Consider the following 16,216-nt stretch of genomic DNA (forward strand, 5'->3'; position numbering starts at 1 on the left):
GGAGCACCGCTGCGGCGCCGCGTACGACATCGAGGAGGCTGCGTGCGGAGCAGGGTCAGCACGGACGGATCCATCAGCACCGACGGATCTACCAGGCGCGTGAGACGAAAGGTCCTCGCCGCGGCGGTGGCAGCGGTGGCCATGCTGCCCGTGCTGTCCGCATGTGGCTCGGGATATGAAGCGGGCGTACTCAATTTCTATCCGCCGGCCGACGGCGCGGACACCTTCGCCGAGATCGGCGACAAGTGCTCGGCCGATTCCGGTGGTGCGTACAAGGTCGTGACCACCCCGTTGCCCAAGGGCGCCGACGATCAGCGTTTGCAGCTCGCACGGCGCCTCGCGGGCAACGACAGCGGGCTGGACCTGATGGGCATGGACGTGGTGTGGACGGCCGAATTCGCCGACGCGGGTTGGATGGTGCCGGTCCCCGACGCCATGGCCGCCGAGGTGTCGGCGCGCACCCTGGGTGGTCCGCTCGACACCGCGGTCTGGAAGACCGACGACGACGAGCGGGAACGGCTCTACGCCATCCCGTTCTCCACGAACACCCAATTGCTCTGGTACCGACCGGATGTGCTCGTCGAGGACGTCGACCGCCGGCGCCCGGCGTCGACGTGGAACGGCATGCTCGAGGACGCGCTCGTCAGCGGTCGCAACGGCGGACCGACCTACATCATGGTGCAGGGCAGGCAGTACGAAGGCCTGATGGTGTGGTTCAACTCGGTACTCGCCAGCGCCGGTGGGCAGATCGTCGACCCGGACGACCCCGACAAGGTCACCCTCAACGACACCCCCGAACACCGCGCCGCGACGGTCCGCGCCCTGGAGACGCTGAAGCGGGTCGCCACCGCGCCCGGTGCCGATCCGTCGCTGACCAACTCCGACGAGGGCGCCGCGCGGCTCGGCATGGAGAGCGGTGAGGCCCTGTACCAGGTGAACTGGCCGTTCGTCTTCGCCGGGATGCGTGAGAACGCCGTGGCGGGAAGCGTCGCCTTCCTCGACCTCACCGAATACGCGAACCTGTACGCGGACACCGCGAATCCGCCGACCCCGGCGCAGGTGGTCCCGCTCAACCGCGAGATGCGGCGGGTCTTCGACTTCGCGCCCTATCCGGGCTTCGAGGGACTTCCCACCAAGACGACGCTGGGCGGCATCAACATCGCCGTCGCGAGCACCTCGCAACAGCAGGACCTCGCCTACCAGGCCGCCGAGTGCATCACCAGTGAGGCATCGCAGAAGGCGTTCTCGTTCAGTGCGGGTCCGCCGCCGGTCATCGAGTCCATCTACGACGACGCCGATTTCCGCCTCGCGTACCCGATGGCCGACGAGATCAAGCGGCAGCTCGAACCCGAGCACGCTGCTCTGCGGCCGAAATCGCCCGACTATCAAGCAATCTCGACGCTGCTGCAGGCCAAGTTGAGCCCGGTCGGCGCCTGGGAGCCGGAGGCCCTGGTCGACGAGCTCGCCGAAGCGGTCCAGAAGGCCATCGACGGGGAAGGGCTGGTCCCGTGAGCGACAACGACACTCCGCGCAACGACGCCGAGAACGCGGGCGGCAACCCCGACGACGCGGGGTTCCGCGCCGGGCGACACGCCCTCCCGGATGATGCGCCACCGCAAACCGGTCCGATCCCGATCGTCGGTGACACACCTCCGGTGCAGTCCGATCAGGTGTGGACCGCTCCGCCGGGAGGTCGGCACGAGGTGACCGCGGCGTCGTCGCACACCGACCGGCCCACCCCGGATCCCGCGCCCGCCTCGCTGTCGAAGCCGGCGACCGGGACGGGCGGGGGCACCGCGGTGATCGATCGGCCTCGGGCCGACACGCCGCCGGCCGCCCCGCGCAAGCGCAGCGAGGGCAAGACCGCCGAGCGCCGGCTGGCCTTCTGGCTCGTGGCGCCGGCCGCACTGATGATGCTCTTGGTCACCGGATACCCGATCGTGTACGCGGTCTGGCTCTCGCTGAACAAGATGAGCCTCTCGGCGCCGGGGGAACGCGAGTTCGTCTGGTTCGCCAACTACGCCACCGTCCTCACCGACAACTACTGGTGGACGGCCTTTGCCGTCACGGTCGGCATCACGGTCGTCTCGGTACTCATCGAACTCGTACTGGGCATGGCGATCGCGCTCGTCATGCACCGGACGATCTTCGGGCGGGGCACCATCCGCACCGTCGTTCTGATCCCCTACGGCATCGTCACCGTGGCGGCGGCGTTCTCCTGGTACTACGCGTGGACGCCGGGCACCGGATATCTCGCCAACCTGCTACCCGACGGCACCGCACCGCTCACCGAGCAATGGCCGTCGTTGGCGATCATCGTCCTCGCCGAGGTCTGGAAGACGACGCCGTTCATGGCCCTGCTCCTGCTGGCCGGCCTCGCGCTCGTCCCGGACGATCTGCTCAAGGCGGCCCAGGTCGACGGTGCCGGGGCGTGGACGAGACTGTGGCGCATCATCCTTCCGCTGATGAAGCCGGCGATCCTGGTGGCGCTGCTGTTCCGCACACTCGACGCGTTCCGCGTGTTCGACAACATCTACGTCCTCACCAGCGGGTCCAACAACACCTACTCGGTGTCGATGCTGGGTTACGACAATCTGTTCGGCGCCTTCAATCTCGGCGTCGGCTCGGCGATCTCGATTCTGATCTTCATCTGTGTCGCGATCATCGCGTTCGTGTTCATCAAGGGGTTCGGCACCGCCGCACCGGGTTCCGACGACGAGGGGAGGTAAGCCGTTGAATGCGAGCGGAAAGTCCAAGGCCTGGTGGTCGATCGCCAACATCCTGGTGATCCTGTATGCACTCATCCCGCTGCTGTGGATCATCAGCCTGTCCTTCAAGCCGGCGAGCAGCGTGACCGACGGGAGGTTCTGGCCGAGTGAGTTCACCCTCGACAACTACAAGAGCATCTTCGAGACCAGCGCCTTCACCTCGGCGCTGATCAACTCGATCGGCGTGGGTCTGATCACCACGGTGATCGCGGTGCTGCTGGGGACGATGGCGGCCTATGCGGTGGCCCGCCTGGACTTCCCGGGCAAGAAGCTTCTGATCGGTGCCGCGCTGCTGATCGCGATGTTCCCCCAGATCTCGCTGGTGACACCGTTGTTCAACATCGAGCGGGCCATCGGGTTGTTCGATACCTGGCCCGGCCTGATCCTGCCCTACATCACCTTCGCGCTGCCGCTGGCGATCTACACCTTGTCCGCCTTCTTCCGCGAGATCCCGTGGGAGCTGGAGAAGGCCGCCAAGATGGACGGCGCCACCCCGTGGCAGGCCTTCCGCAAGGTCATCGCCCCGCTCGCCGCCCCGGGCGTCGTGACGGCGGCGATCCTGGTGTTCATCTTCGCCTGGAACGACCTGCTCCTGGCCCTGTCGCTGACGTCGACCGAACGGGCGATCACCGCGCCGGTGGCGATCGCGAACTTCACCGGCAGTTCGCAGTTCGAGGAACCAACCGGGTCGATCTCGGCCGCCGCGGTGGTCATCACCATCCCCATCATCATCTTCGTGCTCTTCTTCCAACGTCGAATCGTGGCCGGCCTGACCTCCGGCGCCGTGAAGGGATAACCCATGGCAGACATCGTTCTGGACAACGTCTCCAAGCAGTATCCCGACGGCTCGACCGCCGTACACGGGGTCGACATCGAGATCGCCGACGGCGAGTTCGTGATCCTGGTGGGCCCGTCGGGGTGCGGTAAGTCGACGACGCTCAACATGATCGCCGGACTCGAGGACATCTCCGGCGGCGAGCTGCGGATCGGCGGGGAGCGGGTCAACGAGCGCGCACCCAAGGACCGCGACATCGCGATGGTGTTCCAGAGTTACGCGCTCTACCCGCACATGTCGGTGCGCGAGAACATCGCCTTCCCACTGACTCTCGCGAAGATGCCGAAGGATCAGGTGGCCGCGAAGGTCGACGAGGCCGCGCGCATCCTCGACCTCGGGCAGTACCTCGACCGCAAGCCGGCCAATCTCTCCGGCGGTCAGCGGCAGCGCGTGGCGATGGGCCGGGCGATCGTGCGCTCCCCGAAGGCGTTCCTGATGGACGAGCCGCTGTCGAACCTCGATGCGAAGCTGCGCGTGCAGATGCGTACGGAGATCTCACAGCTGCAGCAGCGCCTGGGGACCACCACGGTCTACGTGACCCACGACCAGACCGAGGCGATGACCCTCGGTGACCGGGTCGTCGTGCTGCGCAACGGGTATGTGCAGCAGATCGGTACGCCGCAGGAGCTGTACAACAATCCGACCAACGTGTTCGTGGCCGGTTTCATCGGCTCCCCGGCGATGAACTTCCTGTCCGGGCGCCTCGGCAGCGAGGGTATCGAGACCGCGATCGGCACGATCGTGCTCGACGACCACCGTGCGGTGGTCTCCCGTGCCGGAGACGTCGGCAGTGGCGGCGATGTGCTCATCGGCATCCGGCCCGAGCACCTCGAAGACGCGTCGCTCGTCGACTCGACGACCCGCGGACACGGCGGGACCTTCACCGCGAACATCGACGTGCTCGAATCGATGGGATCCGACATCTACGCCTACTTCGGCGTCGGGTCGAGCCGGGCGTCGAGCGACGCCCTCGCGGAGTTGTCCGCCGATTCCGGAACCGATCTCGGCGGCAACCAGTTCATCGCGCGATTGTCCCCGGACTCGAAGGTGAGCCGCGGCGGTTCGGCGGAGCTGTTCTACGACGCGTCGAAGATCGCGGTGTTCGACCAGAGCTCGGGGCAGTCCCTGCGCGTCCGCTAGTGTCCCGCCTGTCCCTGCAGGCGTCGGCTCAGCGCCGACGCCTGCGGGAGTGGTCGAGCAGTTCGTCGAAGACGTGTTCGTCCCAGATGTGCCTGCGCACGAGCCGATACCGTTCGCAGGCCACCCACATGTACAGCTCGGCGTCGCTGTCGAGGTCGGGCCGGATGCCCGCCCGGCGCGCCATCCGCACGACCGGCAGGAACTCCTCACCGAACCAGCGCCGAGCGGTCTCGGTGCGGTTGAGGAACTCGCCGATCTCCTGGCTCAGGCGGAATCCCCACGCCTCGACGTTCTCGGCGAGTTCGGCGTAGTCGAACGGGAAGCTGAGTCGGATGGCCTCGGCCTGGGACCCCTCGAGCGGCACGCGTGACAGGAAGATCCGACGATGGTCCTTGAGGACCAGGTCGGAGGTCGCGGTGATGCCCTCGGGGGAGATGCGCGTGTGGATCAGGGTGACGTAGGCGTCGATCGTGACCCAGTTCCGCGCGATCGCGATGGACACGCGGTGATGGCCGTCGATGACGAAGTGCATCGATCCGATCCGGTACAGCTGTACCGGAGGGACGGATTCGCCGCGGCGTTGCGCGGCCGCCAGCCGCTGCCAGCGCTCCCGGCCGCGCGACGAGGTGGGCCGGAAGTAGCGGTCGAAATCCTTGGTGCGGTCGACACTTCCGACGATCGAGGACACCTCGACGACCTGCAGTCCGAGTGAGGTCTCCCCGGTCCGTCCGAGCGCGGCGACGACCTCGTCGAACGGGAGGATGGTGTTCACGTCGGCGGGCTGGCGCATGAACCACTGCGCGAGCCGCGCGCGTTCGGCCTGGCGTCGCATCCGGGCGAAGTCGTTCTCCGCGTCGGCGTCGGGAAATCCGGTGTCACGCGCCATGTCTGCGCCTCACGATCTCGACCTCCCGGGTGGCGGGATCGAAGTCGAACTGGCAGTAGCCGACGACGTTCATCGAGGTCGTCGAGGAGCCGATGGGCAGGTCAGCGGGTTGTTCGCCGTACGGATGGACATGGCCGTGGACCAGCAGCGCCGGTTGCAGTGACCGGACCAGCGGGTGGAAGCAGTCGAAACCCCGGTGCGGCAGATCGTCGCGGTCGCCGACGCCGCGGGCCGGGCTGTGCGTGAGCAGGATGTCGGCACCACGGGGAGGTGACAGCGCGGTGGTGCATCGCAACCGGAGGGACCGCAACCGCTGCTGGGTGTCGGTGTACTGGTTGGTGCCGTTGTTGTAGCGGCGGCTGCCGCCGAGGCCGCTGATACGGAGTCCGGCGACCGTCACGGTCCGGCCGTCGGCGTTGACCGCACCGCACGGTCCGGGGTCCTCGACGGGGAGCCCGGCGCGCGTCCAGCCGGTGCGGCCGCGGCGGTACCCGCGCAGGTCCCGGTCGTGATTGCCGGGCACGAACACGCACGGCGCGTCGCACAGCGACGACAGGATCTCGAGGTACTCGAACGGGAGGTCACCCGCGCCGAGGATGAGGTCGGGACGGGACTCGATCCCCACCCCGAAGGTGAGGGAGTCCACCACCTCGTCGGCGACCGCCAGAACCCGGACCATTGCTCCAGGCTAGAGGAGCACCCCGGGCCCGTGCGCCGGAGTCGGTAGCCTGTCGGATGTGAGCGAAGCCGTGACTGAGGTCGTCGGACGATTTCTCGAAGACCGGCTGGGGGCGACCCCCCAACGTGCGTCGGTGACGTTCCTCGGTGTCGAACCGATCGACGTCCTGCGGTTCGTGCCCGACGAGGCCGGAGATCGGGGCGAGGTGGTCTACGTGACGTCGGGGTGCGCACGGCACCCGATGTCCGATCCCACCGACCTGCACGCCGATCCGGTCCGCGGCCCCCGTGCCGAACTCGTCGTGCGCGTGTCGTCGGGAACGCCGCTGCCCGGTCTGCACAAGCGCATGGCGACGCTGGCAGCCGCGCCGGCGGTCGAGGGCCTCGTCATCGCCGCCGATGCACTCGTCGACCTCGGCGAACCCTTGTGGGACGGTTCGCCGTTCACCGCGGTCCTGCTCGAGGCGGACGAACTGGGGATGGTCGAGCTGCCCACGCCCATGGACCCGGTCAGCATGCTCCGGGCGGTGCCGATCACCGCCAACGAGGCCGCGTGGGTCCGATTGAAGGGTGCCGACGCACTCCGCGAGGCCTGGCGTGAGGCGGGTATCGATGTGCGGCGGCCGGATCGGGCCTCGGCAACCCCGGCCTGACCGGCCGGCGGATTCCCGGCGGACTCATCCGCGTCGAGGTTTCGGAACGTATGACAGAGGGAACTTCTGACCAACTGAGCACGGTCCGTCTGAGAAGTGAGGGTGCATGGAGTCACGGGGAGCAGGGACCATCGGCACGACGAACGGGCGGTGCCCGGCGTGACCATCACCTCATCGTCGCTTCCCACAGCGACCGCAGCGCTACCCGAGCTCGATGTCTACCTGCCACAGCAGGACACTCAGCTGTTGATCGACACTCTCCGATCCCGCGGCGTCTCCGGGGCCCGCGTGCTCGATCTCTGCACCGGCAGCGGCGCCATCGCGATAGCGGCCGCAAGGTCGGGTGCGTCGCACGTGACCGCGGTGGACGCATCGGCGGACGCGGTTGCCTACGCTCGGCGCGCGGCAGCCGACACCGGCGTCCGGATCGAGGTGGCGCACGGTGATCTCCGGCGCCATCAGGGTCGCTACGACGTCGTCACCTGCAACCCCCCGTATGTTCCGACCCCACCGGAGTCCGAGTCGGAGCTGCACCCGGCCGGCCCGTCTCATGCGTGGGACGCGGGACCCGACGGCCGAGCCGTCCTCGACCCGCTGTGCGCACGCGTTCCCGAGTTGCTGGTGCCCGGCGGAGCTTTCGTGCTGGTCCACTCGGAATTCGCGGACTCCGACGCCTCGCTGCGCGCCCTGCGCGCCGGGGGACTGACCGCAGAGGTGGTGGCCGAGCGGGTCATCCCGTTCGGTCCGGTCCTCACCGCACGCGCGGGCTGGATGGAAGAGTGCGGCATGCTAGAAAGCAACCGTCGCATCGAGCGTCTCGTCGCGATCGTCGCAGTCGCCCCGGGTGGTCCCGCCCCGGCCGGAGCGTCGCGGTGAGCGGGGACAAGAAGCCGAATGCGGTGCGAGTGATCCGAGGCGGACCCGTCCTGGTGTCCGGTCCGGTCGACATCGAACTCCCCGACGGCGCCCGGGTGCAGTCGGATCGGTTCATGGTCGCGGTGTGTGCGTGCGGTCGGAGCAAGAACTACCCCCTGTGCGACACCAGCCATCGCAAGAAGCGCCGCCGCGCGACCTGACGGCTCACGAGCGCCGCCCGAACGAGCGCCTTGCCCGGGTCAGATACCCGGGAAGGCGCTCTTTCCGTCGTCCCACGCGGACAGCACATGCCGGTCGAGGGCGTCCTCGACGAACAGGAAGGCGCGGATCCCGAAGATCACATCGGCCTCGGTGTCCGGCTCGGTGCGGATGAGATCGCCGACGACATCGGTACGCAGGATCTGCTCGTGCACGGCATCGGCCTCGACGTGTTCGCGATAGAACCGCCGGCACGCCTCCGGTGCGTCGAGCTGCTCCAAACCGGCCAGCAGGCGCTGCGAACCGGGCGGCGAGGTGATCTCGGTGGCCGCCAGATGTCCGACCGCCGCGCCCCGGTAGCGCCGGTGTAGTCCGAACAGCGACATCAGATTGACCGGCGTGAGGGCGACGCCGGGAACGGTGTCGAGGTAGCCGAGGTAGTCGGCGCTGAGATCGGAAGCGCGAAGCAGATCGGCGAACAGCTCCTGATGCACGGCGTCGCCGCGTCCGCCGCCGAATTCGTCGAACTCGACGGCGACGTAGGCGGCCTTGGCGTGCCCGCGCAGACGTGGGATCGCGAAGGCGTGCGGGTCGGCCTCCTTGAGGTGGTACAGCGAGCGCAGAGCGAACAGCTGCCGGTACTGCTCCCACGTCCCGGCGTCGCGGAGCCGGTAGGAGGCGCCGTCACCGTCGGGGTTCTCGATGCACAGTTCTTCCATCTCGTGCTCGGCGGAATCGTCGGCGGTCATCGCCGGGACGTCGCGGTGCAGGGCGGCGAGGAATCGCTGCTCGAGGGCGGCCCGAACCGTGAGCAGGGCCGGACTCCATTCCCAACCGGCGTCGGCGTCGACGAACCCGACGTAGTGCATCTCGTAGCAGAGGTACAGCGCGAGCTGCAGATCGTCGCCGTAGGGGTCGGCGTCGACGACCCTCGGGTCGTCGGCCGGCAGGTCGAGGACCGATGCGGACGCAGGGTCACCGCGGAGGAGGTCGATCACCATGGCCGAGAGCGGTCCGCGCGCACCGGGCAACAGGGGGCGTCGGAAGGCCGTGTCGTGCGCCGTCGGATCGTCGACCATCGGGTCAGCTGACACCTGGGAGTCCTCCTGTCGGGTACGGGCGTCGGGCACCGCGGTGCGCGGCGGACGCCGGCTCTCCTGGGTAACCGGATCGGGGACGGCACAAACCATCACCGGGTGGTAGTGACCGTCGTCCCAGCCTAGGCCCGGTTGTCGGATCCGGCGATCTCCGCGCGCAACTGCTTGTCGAGCGAGACACGCACCAGCGCCGCTGCCAGCACCTCGGGCCGGCCGTCGGCGAGATCGGCGAGCCGTGCCGGGTCCTCGGGTAGTCCGAGGTCGCGGGCGGCGGCGAGCGCGCGTTTGTCGAAACGCGGCGCGACCCACTCCCACACCGATTGCACCTCTCGCAGGAAGATGTCGGCCCCGACCGGACCGATGCCGGTGAAATCCTGGAGCAGTTCCGCCACGCGGGTGGGGTCGGAGTCGGCGTCGTCGGCGAGCCGACGGAGATCGCCGTGGTAGTCGTCGAGGACCTTCTGCGCCGCCTCGCCGAGGCGGGTGGCGGTGCTCTCGTCGTAGCGGACGTAGTGGCCGCGGCCGAGCGCGTCGACCAGCTTCTGCCAGTTGGCGCGGGCCATCTTCTCCGGGGTCCGGTAACCGGCGGTGAACAGTTCGCGCGCGGCGGCCACCGCGATGTCCGCGGAGATCCGCGTACTGAGGAGCAGGGCGAGCACCAACAGCTCGAAGAGCGGTGACGGCGAGTTCTTCAGCGTGATCCCGGCGTCCTGCGCGTAGGTGCGGCCGGCGCGGTCGATCAGTTGTCGCGCCGCGTCCTCGGCGTGGTCCGTGCGGGTCATCGAAGCCGGTTACCCACGCCGGTGCGTGGGCAATCCCAGCCGCGGGTCACAACCAGTGACTGCGCCGGAACACGACGAACAGCGTCGCGCAGAGGGCCACGAGACAGCCCAGCACGACGGGATAACCCCACTCCTGGTGCAGTTCGGGCATGTGGTCGAAGTTCATGCCGTAGATCCCGGCGACCATGGTCGGCACCGCGGCGATCGCGACCCATGCCGAGATCTTGCGCATGTCGGTCGACTGCTGGATACCGACCTTCGCCGCCGCGGCCTGCAGGAGGGAGGTGAGCAGTTCGTCGTACTCGAGGACCCGGTCGATGACGGTCGTGAGGTGGTCGGCGACGTCGCGGAACTGGCGTCGGATCTCTTTGGGCACCAACGGGTTACCGCTTGCCGTGAGACTCTGCAGCGGGGCCGCCAGCGGTGTCACCGCACGACGGAGTTCGAGCACCTCGCGCCGTAGGAGGTAGACGGGATCGATGTCGAGTGCGTGACCCTGCCGACCGAACACGACCTCCTCGATCGCCGCGACATCGGCGTCCATCCGGTCGGTGACGGCGAGGTAGCTGTCGACGACCTTGTCGGCGACGGCGTGCAGCACCGCGGTCGGGCCGAGGGCCAGACGCTCGGGGTGCGTCTCCAGGCGACGGCGCAGTTCCGACAGTTCGGTGTGCTCGCCGTGGCGCACGGTCAGTACGAAGTCCGGCCCCGCGAAGACCATGATCTCGCCGGTCTCGACGACCTCGCTCGCCTTGGCCATCGTCTCGTGCTCGATGTACTGCACGGTGCGCAGGACGAGGAACTGGGTGTCGTCGTAGACCTCGAGCTTCGGCCGCTGGTGCGCGTGTACCGCGTCTTCGACGACGAGTTCGTGAAGGCCGAACGTGGCGCCGACGTCGGCCATCTGAGCGTCGTCGGGGGCGTGGAGTCCGACCCATACGAAGCCCTCGCCGGCGGCCCGCACCCGGGCGAGACCTTCGGTGTAGCTCACCCGTCCCGGTTGCCGGTGGCCGTCGACGTACACCGCGCAATCGACGATCGCCCGCGCCACGGGGACGCGGATCTCGGGGAGCGGGCGGCGCTCGCGGCGCGGTGACAACCCGCGCGGACCAGGCCGGGGGATCGAGGGCACGAGTGCCGATGCTACCCGGCGGGCCCCGTACACTCTCCGAACGTGTCCTTCGACGTCACGGTGTACACGACGACGTTGATCACGCTGCTCGTCATCATGGACCCGCCTGGCCAGATCCCGCTGTTCCTCAGCCTGGTCGGTCAACGCTCGCCGGAGTACCGGCGGCGCGCGGCCTGGCAGGCGCCGCTCGTCAGCCTCCTGGTGATCAGTGTGTTCGCCGTCGCCGGCAAAGCCATCCTGAACTATCTCCACATCGGGATCCCGGCGCTGCAGGGCGCCGGCGGTTTGTTGTTGCTGCTCGTGGCGCTGCAATTGCTCACCGGCCTCGGCAACGCCGGCAAGCCCACGGCCGCCGACGACGTCAACGTCGCGCTGGTGCCGCTCGGCACCCCGCTGCTCGCCGGACCGGGTGCCATCGCCGCGGTCATCGTCGGTGTGAGCGGCGTCGACGCCGGATCGGGTGGTTATCTGGCCATCGCGGCAGCCATCGTCAGTGTTCACCTGGTGGTGATGCTGGTCCTGCGCTATTCGACGGCGCTCATCCGCATCCTGGGCATCGGCGGCATCACGCTACTCGCCAAGATCGCGGGCCTGCTCCTCGCCGCGATCGCCGTGCAGCTCATCGCCGACTCCGTCATGGGATTCATTGCCGAGGGAGCGTGAGCCGACCCGGGGACCCGCCTCGTTCGGACGTGGGACGTGCTGCGGATACGGTGGCGGGGTGACTGAACGTCGTGTCCGCAAACGTCTCATCACGGTGGCCGGTCTGATCGTCGTCCTGGCGGTGGTCATCGCCGGGTGCGCCGACGACTCGTCGTCCCCACCACGCGGGGTGGTGATCGGCTCGTCGGAGGATCCGGCGATGCGCGTGATGGCCGAGGTGTACGCGGGTGCGTTGCGCAATTCCGGATCGGTGGTGTCCGGTGACCAGCTCCGTGGCGACGCGCCGGCGCTGCTGGACGAGATGGACCGCGCTGCGCTCGATCTCTTCCCGGCTTTCACCGGGGAACTGCTGACGTTGTTGTCCCCGTCGTCTACCGCGATCGGCGCCGAGGACGTCTACAACGACCTGAACCGCTCACTCCCGCAGGGGGTTTCGGTCGGCGATGAGACGCCGGTATCGGCGGCGCCGCAGATCTTCGTGTCGACGGCCCTCGCCGGGGACGTCGGCGCCACCGGACTCGAGGACTGCGGCCGACTGCCGGCGGGCCTGCCGATCGTGGCCGTCGCCGAACCCGATGACTCGACGATGCGTGCCTTCGCCGACGCCGGTTGTGCCTTCGGTCCGGTCGAGGTCACCGCCACCGGAGAGGAGGTGCTCCGACGTGCCGCCGACGGCGGCGCGGTCGGACTGCTGACCCCCCTCGAGATCGCCGGCGAGGACGCCGACGGGGCGTCGTCGGAGGTCCAGGCGCTCCGCACATCACCGGGTGGCGGCGACACCGCGGACGGTGCCGCGGCTGCCGAACCCGCGGACGAGTCGGGTCCGCGGGCGGAGGTGCTGGTCCCGGTGTTCCGTTCCGCGGCGCTGAACCGCGATCAGGTGAAGGCCATGAACAAGGTGGCGGGCGAGATCACGACCGCCGATCTCGCCACCATGGCGGCCGAGGTCGACGGCGGTGCGGACCCGCGCGACGTCGCGCTGGCCTGGCTGGGCGAACACGGGCTGTAGGGAAGACACGACAACGCCGTGCTCATTCGGCCCGCTCGCTTCGCTCCCGGCGCCGTGCTCATTCGGCCCGCTCGCTTCGCTCCCGGCGCCGTGCTCATTCGGCCCGCTCGCTTCGCTCCCGGCGCCGTGCTCATTCGGCCCGCTCGCTTCGCTCCCGGCGCCGTGCTCATTCGGCCCGCTCGCTTCGCTCCCGGCGCCGTGCTCATTCGGCCCGCTCGCTTCGCTCCCGGCGCCGTGACACCGACACGCCCCGACCGCGTGTCGGTGTCACGACCCGTGTGTGACCCCGGCGCCTAGCGCGCCTTCGACAGCGCCCAGCCCGTGAGCTTCGCCGACACCCACTGGTACTTCGAGGCGACGAGGCGCACCGAGAGGTCCAGGATCTTGGCGTCGGTGCCGACCAAGATGCGTGCCTTGTTCTTCCGGACGCCCTCGATGATCACCTCGGCCGCATCCTCACTCGTCATCCGGGCGAGGTAGCGGTCGAAGAACGCGGCCGTGGCCTTCTGGTCGTGATCCCCGGACACGGTGGCGTTCCGGGCGATCGCGGTCTTGATCCCGCCGGGATGCACACACGACACCTCCACCGGGTGCTTGGCGATGATCATCTCCTGCCGCAGCGCCTCGGTGAATCCGCGCACCGCGAACTTGGCGGAGTTGTAGGCGGCCTGGCCCGGTTCGGCCAGCAAGCCGAACAACGACGAGGTGTTCACGATGTGCCCGTCCCCGGACGCGATCACGTGCGGCAGAAACGCCTTGGTGCCGTTGACGACTCCCCAGTAGTCGACGTCCATCACCCGTTCGATGTCCTTGAACTCGGTGCGCTCGATCTCACCGTGGTGGGCGATGCCGGCGTTGTTGAACACGACATTGACCACGCCGAAGTGCTCGGCGACGGTGTCGGCGTAGGTGAGTACCGCTTCGCGCTCGGCGACGTTCAGCAGCTGCGAATGCACCTCGGCGCCGGCCTCTGTCACCAGCTTCTCGGTGACGGCCAGGCCGTCGGGGGTGACGTCGGAGATGGCCAGCCGCGCACCGCGACGCGCGAGCTTGACGGCGATGTCACGGCCCATTCCCGAACCGGCGCCGGTGATCACGACGACCTTGCCGCGAAAGTCCTTCATGTCTTGTCTCCTGTGGGTGGGTTCGGTCAGGCGTTGGCGGTGGCGGGCGACGCGATGTCGTCGCCGGTGGCGGAAGCGGCCGGCACCGCGGGTGCGGCGGATCGCCGGGCACCGCGGGTCACATCGTAGGCGGCGACGTCGAAGGAACGGGTCGTCTGCCGGAACGCGAAGGTGAAGCCCGGCCACAGCGTGGTGATGTTGCCGTTGGCGTCCTTGTACCAGGAGGCACACCCGCCGTTCACCCACACGCTGTTGCGCAGCTTGTGCTGGATTCCGGCGTTGAACTCCTGCTGGGCGGACAGCTTCACCTCGGTCCGGGTGATCCCCAGCGCGCGAGAGGTTTTCAGGTAATCGACGAGGTAGTTCAGCTGCGACTCGATCATGTACACCATCGAGGTGTGGCCCAGCCCGGTCGACGGGCCCACCATCAGCATCATGTTCGGGAAGCCGTGGACGAACGAGCCCTTGTAGCCCTGCATACCGATCTCGTTCCACACCTGCGCGAGGCTGCGGCCGTCCTTGCCGATGATCTTCTCGAACACGGGGGAGTCGGTGACGTGGAATCCGGTGGCGACGACGATCACGTCCACCTCGCGGACGGTGCCGTCCTTCGACACGATCCCGGTCGGGGTGATGCGGTCGATGCCGTCGGTCACGAGATCGACGTTCGGGCGGGCGAGGGCCGGGTACCAGTCGTTGGACCGCAGGATGCGCTTGCAGCCCACCTGGAAGGTCGGGGTGGCCTTGCGCCGCAGCTCGGCGTCGCGGCCGATGCCGCGCAGGATGTTGGCGCGGCAGAGCAACTCGACCGGCTTGAGGGCCTTGGGGGAGTAGGTCAGACCGAACGCGACGACCTCGTTGGCGGCGTAGATGCCACCGCGGACCGCGGATTGGTACCCGGGGATGTTCTTGTAGGCCCAGTGCTCGACGGAGCTGTAGGCGCGCTCGGTGCGGGGGACGATCCACGGTGCGGTCCGCTGGTACACGTCGAGGCGCCCGGCGACCTTCGCGACCTCGGGAACGAGCTGGATCGCCGACGCGCCGGTCCCGATCACCGCGACGCGCTGCCCGCCGAAGTCGTGGTCGTTGTCCCAGCGCGCGGAGTGCACGATCTTGCCCTCGAAGGACTCGATGCCCTCGATGTCGGGGAGGTTGGGCTCGCAGAGCGGGCCGACACCGCCGACCAGGACTCGTGCCCGCACTTGATCGGTCTTGCCGTCCTGCAGGGTGTCGATGATCCAACGGCCCTCGTCCTCGTTCCATGCGGTCCGCGTCACCTCGGTGCCGAAGCGCGCCTTCGCGCCGATTCCGAACCGGTCGGCGACCCCGTTGATGTAGTCGTGGATCTCGGGCTGGTGAGAGTAGGACCGCGACCAGGTGGGGTTCTTCGCGAACGAGAAGGAGTAGAGCTGCGAGGGGACGTCGCAGGCCGCGCCCGGGTAGGTGTTGTCGCGCCAGGTCCCGCCGAAGTCGCTGCCGCGATCGAGGAGGACGAAGTCGTCGAAACCGTTCTGCTTGAGACGGACCGCGGCGCCCAGACCCGAGAAGCCGGCACCGATGATGGCGATCTCTACATCGTTCGTTGTCATGGTGTCACCATAAGGTGGTACTGAACACGTGTCAATAGCTATTGAACAACCCTCAATAGAGGGTAGGCTGGCCGCGTGGCCAGTAGACGAGGATGTGCGCGGTGTCGGTGATCAACGGCAAGACGATCAGCGGCGAGACGACCGGCGACGACGGAGGTGACCACCGGCGCGCGCCGCACAAGCGCACGCGCATGAGTCCCGAGGCACGTCGTGACCAGCTCATCGACTACGGGCTCGCGATGGTCAGGGACCGGCCGTTGGAGGAGATCACGATCGACGCAATCGCCGATGCCGCCGGGGTGTCGCGCGCCCTGCTGTTCCACTACTTCGCGTCGAAGCAGGAGTTCCACGTCGCGATCGCACAGGCCCAGGCCGACCGGATGCTCGCCCGCACCGAGCCGGACGAGTCCCTCGGCGACCCGATCGCGATCCTGGCCGCGTCGATGGCGGCCTTCGTCGACTACGTGAGCGAGAACCGGACCGCCTACACCGCGCTGATCCGCGGCGCGTCGAGTTCGGACGCGGCGATGCGGGAGGTCGTCGACCGCACCCGCGAGGTGATGGTCGGCCGGGTTCTCGACCATGCCCCCGTGTTCGGGGTCGAGGTGACGCCGATCGTCGAGATGAGCGTGCACGGTTGGATCGCGTTCGTCGAGGAGACCACGATCCGCTGGCTCACCGCCGAACCGATCGACGCCGAAGCGCTCACCCGGGACGAACTGCTCGCCCTGATCACCGCCGCGCTTCCCGCCCTGCGGCGGCGACGATCCAGTAAAGGCCGGGGAC

General features: G+C 68.4%; 16 protein-coding genes and 1 pseudogene. 10 read left to right on the top strand and 7 right to left on the bottom strand.

Annotated features, from left to right (window positions below):
* Positions 1–99: 99 nt before the first annotated feature.
* From AS181_RS16885 to AS181_RS16900, 4 genes are read left to right on the top strand one after another with little or no spacing between them, the layout of a single operon-like run.
* Positions 100–1,512 (top strand): extracellular solute-binding protein, encoded by a 1,413-nt coding sequence (locus AS181_RS16885; RefSeq protein ID WP_175404349.1) that lies wholly within the window; start codon positions 100–102, stop codon positions 1,510–1,512.
* Entirely contained in the window at positions 1,509–2,729 is a 1,221-nt protein-coding gene (locus tag AS181_RS16890; RefSeq protein ID WP_082652962.1) for a sugar ABC transporter permease, read from the top strand. Before AS181_RS16885 ends, AS181_RS16890 begins: the two co-directional genes overlap by 4 nt.
* A gap of 4 nt (positions 2,730–2,733) precedes the next feature.
* On the top strand, positions 2,734–3,564 hold the full coding sequence (locus AS181_RS16895) for a carbohydrate ABC transporter permease (RefSeq protein WP_058252712.1): 831 nt from the start codon (positions 2,734–2,736) through the stop codon (positions 3,562–3,564).
* 3 nt (positions 3,565–3,567) lie between these two features.
* The gene (locus AS181_RS16900; protein ID WP_058252713.1) at positions 3,568–4,743 is read left to right on the top strand and encodes an ABC transporter ATP-binding protein; all 1,176 of its coding nucleotides are present in this window, start codon (positions 3,568–3,570) and stop codon (positions 4,741–4,743) included.
* Between the two features lie 28 nt (positions 4,744–4,771).
* Here AS181_RS16900 and AS181_RS16905 read toward each other — a convergent pair whose 3' ends face one another.
* On the bottom strand, positions 4,772–5,629 hold the full coding sequence (locus tag AS181_RS16905) for a hypothetical protein (RefSeq protein WP_055475023.1): 858 nt from the start codon (positions 5,627–5,629) through the stop codon (positions 4,772–4,774).
* Positions 5,619–6,308, bottom strand: a complete 690-nt coding sequence (locus AS181_RS16910) for a metallophosphoesterase family protein (protein WP_058252714.1) — start codon at positions 6,306–6,308, stop codon at positions 5,619–5,621. The genes AS181_RS16905 and AS181_RS16910 overlap by 11 nt, the downstream gene beginning before the upstream one ends.
* Positions 6,309–6,366: 58 nt before the next feature.
* Between AS181_RS16910 and AS181_RS16915 the strand changes: the two genes are divergently transcribed.
* The 3 genes from AS181_RS16915 to AS181_RS16925 all read left to right on the top strand — a co-directional run bounded on the left by AS181_RS16915 (position 6,367) and on the right by AS181_RS16925 (position 8,036).
* Positions 6,367–6,960 (top strand): suppressor of fused domain protein, encoded by a 594-nt coding sequence (locus AS181_RS16915; RefSeq protein WP_058252715.1) that lies wholly within the window; start codon positions 6,367–6,369, stop codon positions 6,958–6,960.
* A gap of 159 nt (positions 6,961–7,119) precedes the next feature.
* Entirely contained in the window at positions 7,120–7,836 is a 717-nt protein-coding gene (locus tag AS181_RS16920) for a HemK2/MTQ2 family protein methyltransferase (RefSeq protein WP_091344408.1), read from the top strand.
* The gene (locus AS181_RS16925; protein ID WP_058252716.1) at positions 7,833–8,036 is read left to right on the top strand and encodes a CDGSH iron-sulfur domain-containing protein; all 204 of its coding nucleotides are present in this window, start codon (positions 7,833–7,835) and stop codon (positions 8,034–8,036) included. The genes AS181_RS16920 and AS181_RS16925 overlap by 4 nt, the downstream gene beginning before the upstream one ends.
* Positions 8,037–8,075: 39 nt before the next feature.
* On the opposite strand, the gene AS181_RS16930 is transcribed toward AS181_RS16925, so the two are convergent.
* The 3 genes from AS181_RS16930 to AS181_RS16940 all read right to left on the bottom strand — a co-directional run bounded on the left by AS181_RS16930 (position 8,076) and on the right by AS181_RS16940 (position 11,045).
* On the bottom strand, positions 8,076–9,113 hold the full coding sequence (locus AS181_RS16930; protein ID WP_058252717.1) for an iron-containing redox enzyme family protein: 1,038 nt from the start codon (positions 9,111–9,113) through the stop codon (positions 8,076–8,078).
* Between the two features lie 140 nt (positions 9,114–9,253).
* A complete protein-coding gene (locus AS181_RS16935; RefSeq protein ID WP_058252718.1) occupies positions 9,254–9,913 on the bottom strand; it encodes a hypothetical protein in 660 nt (219 codons plus the stop codon).
* Positions 9,914–9,959: 46 nt separating this feature from the next.
* Complete coding sequence (locus tag AS181_RS16940) at positions 9,960–11,045, bottom strand: magnesium and cobalt transport protein CorA (RefSeq protein ID WP_058252770.1); 1,086 nt, start codon at positions 11,043–11,045, stop codon at positions 9,960–9,962.
* A gap of 42 nt (positions 11,046–11,087) precedes the next feature.
* Between AS181_RS16940 and AS181_RS16945 the strand changes: the two genes are divergently transcribed.
* Together AS181_RS16945 and AS181_RS16950 are read left to right on the top strand one after the other, a co-directional pair.
* Positions 11,088–11,708, top strand: coding sequence for a MarC family protein (locus tag AS181_RS16945; RefSeq protein WP_058252719.1), 621 nt, complete (start codon positions 11,088–11,090; stop codon positions 11,706–11,708).
* A gap of 58 nt (positions 11,709–11,766) precedes the next feature.
* A complete protein-coding gene (locus AS181_RS16950; RefSeq protein WP_058252720.1) occupies positions 11,767–12,717 on the top strand; it encodes a glycine betaine ABC transporter substrate-binding protein in 951 nt (316 codons plus the stop codon).
* 293 nt (positions 12,718–13,010) lie between these two features.
* On the opposite strand, the gene AS181_RS16955 is transcribed toward AS181_RS16950, so the two are convergent.
* The gene (locus AS181_RS16955) at positions 13,011–13,841 is read right to left on the bottom strand and encodes an SDR family NAD(P)-dependent oxidoreductase (RefSeq protein ID WP_058252721.1); all 831 of its coding nucleotides are present in this window, start codon (positions 13,839–13,841) and stop codon (positions 13,011–13,013) included.
* A gap of 26 nt (positions 13,842–13,867) precedes the next feature.
* Entirely contained in the window at positions 13,868–15,430 is a 1,563-nt protein-coding gene (locus AS181_RS16960) for a flavin-containing monooxygenase (RefSeq protein WP_058252722.1), read from the bottom strand.
* A gap of 191 nt (positions 15,431–15,621) precedes the next feature.
* On the opposite strand from AS181_RS16960, the pseudogene AS181_RS16965 reads away from it, so the two are divergent.
* A pseudogene (locus tag AS181_RS16965) lies at positions 15,622–16,185 on the top strand (TetR/AcrR family transcriptional regulator); the annotation flags it as partial.
* Positions 16,186–16,216: the final 31 nt, after the last annotated feature.

This window comes from Gordonia sp. SGD-V-85 (genome assembly GCF_001456905.1).
GTDB classification, from domain to species: Bacteria; Actinomycetota; Actinomycetes; order Mycobacteriales; family Mycobacteriaceae; genus Gordonia; species Gordonia hongkongensis.